Here is a 5,826-nt window from a genome sequence, read left to right as displayed (position 1 = left end):
CCGGAGCGCCAAACCCTTCGTCTGGACCAAGCCGGCTACCGACATCCTCGCCGCCGTCAGCCGATCCCCTGAACCATCTGTCTGAGTCAGTGCACTAGGTCGGCCGGCGCGAGCTGATGGGCGAGCATGGCGGCATAGAAGCGCCGATCCAGCTCAACGGCATCATCCTCGGTGGAGACGTAGAGGACGCGTTTGGGGCCTCCATGAACTCGTTCGCCCACTAGATTTCTGCCGCTTGCAAGAGAGCATGCCCAGGCAATCGCAACAGAAGATTTCGCTCGTCCCCCAGGAGCGGCGAGAACAGCGTATTCGCTTCTGACCAGACGATTGCCGAGCACCCACTGCCGATGAGGCGGTGCGGTCGCCAGACGTAGCGAGCGCGGAAGTGGCGGCGTCAGCGTCCCGCCGAACGCCTGCCCCAGGCTGCTGGGAGGCGGAAGCTGGACGAATGCAGACAGCGCGGCGGTGGCGGCACTCGGCGTACCAGCAGGCGACGGTGGCGCAATCGCCCCAGCTACCGATCCGGCAGCAATGCCACCTCCAGGCTGCACCGCGATAGTCGCCGCCGCTTGGATGGTGGACTTGACGGTGCGGCGTGCGCCATCCGTCCTACGGCCACCACACATGGTAGCATTCCACTGCGCATCGTTGTTCGCCGTGTTGGCGCCTGTCGTCGCGGAAGCGGCGCACACTCGGTCGAACGCGTCCTTCGCTGCCCCCTCCCAATCCGGATTGTCGAGTGCGAAGTTCGTGAACGGGAACAGGAGCAGATCGCGCCAGTCATCGCGGCCATTTATCCTGCCAGCGAGCGCGAGCGCCATACCGGCGTTCTCTGCGTCCTTGAGGGTCGCCTCCGCTATGCCACCGGCAAGCTCATTCGTCTGAGGCAGCTTGTTGGCACCGCGTGGAGGAACGTTGAAGTTAGCGGGCAAGGCCTCCGTCGCTGTGGCGGCCTTGCGCTCGGGTCGTGCCTCACTGAGGCTCAGACCGAAGCCCGTCATCAGATCATCGACCTTGATCCGGTTATGGTGCGCGACGGTACACCCTACAGGAACGAAGCCTGTTTTGACGTGCCGCGTACCGGGCAGACGCATGATACGAGCAAGATCGGTGACGGCCCGGTCGCTGCCGAACCGCATCGCGAGTGTTCCCTGGAACAACTTGAACCGTTCCAGGGCCAGGCCATTGATCAGCCAGTAATAATGCCTGCCCCGCGCCGTGAGGACGGTTGCATTGGGCGTTGGCCCTTGCCCCAAAGCGGCTTCTACATCAGAGATCCGATCGGGGTCGTCCACGTCGATGAAGACAGCCCGAATGTCGGTCACGTGAGCGCCACCACGCCGAAGCTTGTTTCCGTCATCGGTTACACGCGGATGGCGGTTGATCGTGACGAATACGCCGACCCGATGCGTCTCGTTGTTGAACCGCTCGACATACGGCCACACGGCGTCGAGCGTTCCATAGACGTGCGCGGGGCAGCCCTTAGGCCAGGGCGCACTGTCTTGATCGGGTTTCAAGGCAAACCGGAACTCCCCCTTAGGTTCAAGGGCGTCGAGAAGCTTCTGCGCAGCCTCGCGATTATGAGAAGCGCCCGATTGCGGGGGCGTCTTCGTGGCTGCGCCGCTGAGTTGCAGCAGGGTGTGGGCGTTCATAGGCTCCACCCCTGATCGCGCGAGAAACCGAAGCGAACGATGGTGGCCGGATGACCCAGCCAGCGCACCGCCTTGAACAGGCCACTCACAACCTCATCGGCGTAGGGCTTGCACGGCAAGTGCGCGAGCCGCGCGAGCTCTTGTTCCGCTTGAGGGTGACCGATCCCGCAGAGGCTCTCCGCGCGCGCAAGATCTTCAACTTCATCTGCATACACAGGGAAGCCCCAGACCCGCCCGCGCTTCGAAACGATGATTTTGCGAAGTCTGTCGTATGCGATGCGGGTAGCTGTGATCGTCCGGCGTGCGTCGTCCGCCGTCGAGATCACGTTGATTGCGGCGTCTTCGATCTCCATGACGCGGCCATATGCCCAAGAATTTGGTTCATTAGGCGCATCGGTTTGAACCCGGAAAAGGGAGATGGGCACGACGACCCCCACTATCCCGCCGGGCAGGGTGGTGTTATTCATAAGTTGCACTCGCTAAGAATGTGCTGAATTTGGGAAAGCCGCGCGGCTAGCATCCGGGCGGCTTTTCTATTTCCCTGTGTTCAGGCCGCCCGCGCGCCTATTGCTCCCGGCAGCTCTGCGGTCCGGCGCCTGCCGTCATCCGACGTGCTTCGCTTCCGGTCAGACAGGCGGTTGGCAATCCAGGTGTCGAGTGCATCGACTGGATAGACGACGAACCGGCCCCATCTCTGAAACTCGGGTCCGCCCCCTACACAGCGTAGTTTCTTGAGGTGGGCGGGGCTGATACGGTGGCCCGTCCGCTTGAGCGTATGGTCGCTGGCCTGTGCGGTATTGAGGAAGTCCGGGTCCATCATGCTCCTCCAAGAGCTTCAATGCACCCTGACAATCCCCTATCAATCGGCTAATTAAGAGGGGGGCTTTCCTAGCCCGACTAGTCCGGATCTTAGGCTGGACCTTGTTTTAGCTTGTGCCACGGCATGGCGTAGCTCGTTTCGAACATCATCGAGCGACGCGTCTTGGTCGTAGCGGCATTGCCAGTTCTTGAGTTTAAGAGCAGTGCATTTCAGGCTACTGAACTCAGGAAGCGCGTTCATCCACCGGGCTACGATTTCGCGCGCATCCTTCGCCTTGCATTGTTCCATGGAACACAAATGGCGGACGCATTCGAGAGCGAGTACGACAAGCCTGCGCTTTTCGATGGGGTCAGGGGGCCGGTTCCCCACCATCTTGGCCCGTCGCGGCTCGACAAGATCGCCAACTGTCCCGTTGCTTAGGTCGGCGAGGCTGGATCCAAGAGTGGCGAACATCAAAGCGGCACGCTGGTCTCCCCTTGCGGCGGTGAAGCCACACAGCGCGGCCATGGCAATCTGTGTGCCTTTCCTCGCGCGTGGATCGCGCGCGTGTTCTTCACCAGCCCACGCAAGCACCTCCATCAGTGCCGCCAGCGCCTCCTGAGGATCCGCGCGGCATCGCTGGTCAAATTGCGCTAGGCTGGCTTCGTACAGTGCCCCCTGCTGACCGCCATCAGGCCTCGACATGCGCCGCCTCCATCAAAGCGACGCTATCGGCCTTCTTCTCACGCATCATGTGTGCGATCCGGCCTGATACGAGATCAGCGGCCCCTACAAGCGCGGCGTCCACCTTCAGAACGTAGCGGGAGGTGACCGTGCCGGCGCTATGCCCCAGCAGGCCGCTGATGGTCGGCAGGGTACAGCCTAGATCGTCGGCCACGGACGCGAATCCGTGCCGCAATCCATGGGGCGTGAGGCCCGCCAAGTCGTCGCCTGCGGCCTCAACAACGCGATCCCACGCCTTTGGCAATCCGCCGTACGACCCATCCCCCCGGCAGGCAGGGAAAACGAAAGGCGAGGCCGAATTACGAGGCAGGTTGTCGAGGAGAGCCACGGCGGCTGCGCCGAGCGGGCGGACGCTCGCCCCGGTTTTGCTGTCGCCAAGGCGCAGGCATCTGCCGTCGAGGTCTACCCAATCCCAACGGAGGCCGGTGGCCTCCGAGCGCCGAAGCCCGGTGAGTGCTAGCAGCCGGATCGCAGCCGCGGCCTGCCACGGCACCCGTTTCTCGCCAGCCGATGATAGCGCACGCTCAAGGGCCGCGTACGCCGACGCCGATAGGCGTACCTGCCGCCTTTCGTATGCGGGCCGGCGCACCCCACGTGCGGGATTGCTCGGGATCATGCCTTCCGCCACGGCGTGGCTAAGGATGCCGCCGAGCAAACCCATCGTCCGTGCGGCAGTGCCTTTGCCACCCTCGACAATTGCCCTGCCCCGCTTCCCGGTCTTCACGTCGGCCGCCGTCTTTCCGGCCGTCACATCACGCACGAAGCGGACGAGATCCGGAGTGGTCACGTCGCGGACCTTCATGTGTCCCAGTAGGGGAATGATGTGGCGCGCGACGCGTCCCCGATCAGTCGTGAGTGTCGATGCCTTCTTGGACCGGCCGCCTTTGCCAAGGACGAGCCCCTTTTCAGCCGCCTCAAGATACAGGCGGCATAGGTCCGCCACCGTAGGAGCGTCGCGCTCAGCCTGCTTGTCGGCCGCCGGGTCTTCACCCCTGGCGATGCAGCCGAGCAGTTCCTTTGCCCTTACCCGCGCTTGCTCTGCCGTGATGGGCCCGTAAGGTCCGATGGAAACCCGGCGGGTCCGTCCCCCGATGGCATATTTGACGAAGAAGGTTTTTGCGCCCGAGGGCTTCACGCGTACCCCGAAACCCTTCAGTTCCGCGTCAAAAAAGAGGTCATCGCGGGTGGTTGGTAGGGCATCGATGGCACGCTTAGTAAGCTTCACGCTCTTGCGTTTGGTTTTGCCTTCGGCGGGCGCGATTTCCGAAGCCTCAGGGGAGAGGTCTGGCACGTCTAACTCCGGCGCTAGCGACGGGGAACTTCCAGGGGACTTATCGGCGGGAACCTGGGAATGTCGTTAGGTAGCACGAATTAACCATGAGCACCATATGAGCGATGCAAAGCTATGTATTTCAGCGGTTTTTCGCCGCGAGGTAACTTCGGACTACTTCAGTGAACTGCCCTCCGAAGGCAAAGGTCACACGTTCGAATCGTGTCGGGTGCGCCAATCTTCTCAATGACTTAGAGGGCCAAGCCCTGCGGTTGGGAGATTGCCGCGGAAGCACTGCGGAAGCGAACGGCTCGAAATGCTCGTTCAGCCCCTCCTCTCCGCGGCGGCCGTTTCCGCCAGCATGACGCTTTCCAGTCACACTCAGGACGCGGCCACGACGGCCGAGCTGGCGCCGACCGGCACGCTCCGGGTCGGCCTCGTCGAAGCGCCGTCCGCCGGCCTGATCTTCGTCTGTCGAGCCGCCGATGGAGGACTCGACGGCGTGACGGCTGATCTGAGCGCGGATCTCGCCCGGCAGGTCGGCCTGCCGCTGACCGTGACCCTGTTCCCGAACTCGGGCGCCGCGGCCGCCGCCCTCCAGGCCGCGGCGATCGACGTCAGCTTCATGCCGGTCGACGCGATCCGGCGGCAGGTGATCGATTTCGGGCCGGGCTATTACGACCTGGAGAGCACCTATCTGGCCAGCGCCGGGTCGGGCATCACCGACGTGGCGCAGGTCGACCGACCGGGTCTGCGGGTCGTGGCGATTGAGGGCACGACGACGATCCGCGCCTCCGCCCGGACACTGACCTGGACGCAGCCCCTCCCCGTCCCGTCCGTGGCCGAGGCGGTCGCACGCATGCGCGCCGGGGAGGCGGACGCCTTCGCCCTCTCGCGGGACACGCTGCGGCCGGTGGTCCTGCAGGTCCCGGGCTCCCGCATCGTTGCGGGCGGCTTCCAGCAGACGCAGGTCGCGGTCGCCGTCCCGAAGGGCCGACCGGCCGCCCTCGCCCGCGTCACGGCTTGGATGGATGGGGCGAAGCGTGCCGGTGTCGTCCGGCGCATCTTCGATACCCGCGGCTTCCATGACGACGCGGTCGCGCCATGATCGGCTGGCTCAACGGCCAAGGCTACGTGCGGCACCGCGAGGATCCTGAGAGGGCGAACTGACGGAGCGTCATATGGCAGACAACCACAGCAAAGAGCGCATGCAGGCCGAGGCAGCCTTTGCGAGGATGCAGGATCGTCCCGGCGGAAATGAGCTATGCAGGATTTTAGGTGACGGCGACGGTCAGGCGGCGCGGTGATCTGGGCTCGCGACGACCTCGGTCCCGTCGCGGAAGATGACGCCGGCCACGACC

At 64.0% G+C, this 5,826-nt stretch carries 6 protein-coding genes; 2 read left to right on the top strand and 4 right to left on the bottom strand.

Going from position 1 to position 5,826, the window contains the following annotated elements:
* Positions 1 to 86 precede the first annotated feature (86 nt).
* From ASG32_RS32935 to ASG32_RS26400, 4 genes are all read right to left on the bottom strand, one after another.
* Positions 87 to 1,652 (bottom strand): AAA family ATPase, encoded by a 1,566-nt coding sequence (locus tag ASG32_RS32935; protein ID WP_082558062.1) that lies wholly within the window; start codon positions 1,650 to 1,652, stop codon positions 87 to 89.
* Complete coding sequence (locus tag ASG32_RS26405) at positions 1,649 to 2,119, bottom strand: hypothetical protein (RefSeq protein WP_157862075.1); 471 nt, start codon at positions 2,117 to 2,119, stop codon at positions 1,649 to 1,651. Before ASG32_RS26405 ends, ASG32_RS32935 begins: the two co-directional genes overlap by 4 nt.
* A gap of 404 nt (positions 2,120 to 2,523) precedes the next feature.
* Positions 2,524 to 3,156, bottom strand: a complete 633-nt coding sequence (locus tag ASG32_RS34180; RefSeq protein WP_157862074.1) for a hypothetical protein — start codon at positions 3,154 to 3,156, stop codon at positions 2,524 to 2,526.
* Positions 3,143 to 4,486 carry an integrase arm-type DNA-binding domain-containing protein gene (locus ASG32_RS26400; protein WP_244492218.1) on the bottom strand — a complete coding sequence of 448 codons (1,344 nt, stop codon included), beginning with the start codon at positions 4,484 to 4,486 and terminating at the stop codon, positions 3,143 to 3,145. Before ASG32_RS26400 ends, ASG32_RS34180 begins: the two co-directional genes overlap by 14 nt.
* 340 nt (positions 4,487 to 4,826) lie before the next feature.
* Between ASG32_RS26400 and ASG32_RS26395 the strand changes: the two genes are divergently transcribed.
* Both ASG32_RS26395 and ASG32_RS35700 read left to right on the top strand, forming a co-directional pair.
* Positions 4,827 to 5,573 carry a transporter substrate-binding domain-containing protein gene (locus tag ASG32_RS26395; RefSeq protein ID WP_056532209.1) on the top strand — a complete coding sequence of 249 codons (747 nt, stop codon included), beginning with the start codon at positions 4,827 to 4,829 and terminating at the stop codon, positions 5,571 to 5,573.
* Positions 5,574 to 5,646: 73 nt separating this feature from the next.
* Positions 5,647 to 5,772, top strand: a complete 126-nt coding sequence (locus ASG32_RS35700) for a hypothetical protein (RefSeq protein WP_280141611.1) — start codon at positions 5,647 to 5,649, stop codon at positions 5,770 to 5,772.
* The last annotated feature ends 54 nt before the right edge of the window (positions 5,773 to 5,826 follow it).

Origin of the sequence: Methylobacterium sp. Leaf361, assembly GCF_001424445.1 — a bacterium.
GTDB lineage: Bacteria > Pseudomonadota > Alphaproteobacteria > Rhizobiales > Beijerinckiaceae > Methylobacterium.
The sequence above is the reverse complement of the archived record's forward strand: the minus strand, read 5'-3'. Positions and strand labels throughout refer to the sequence as shown.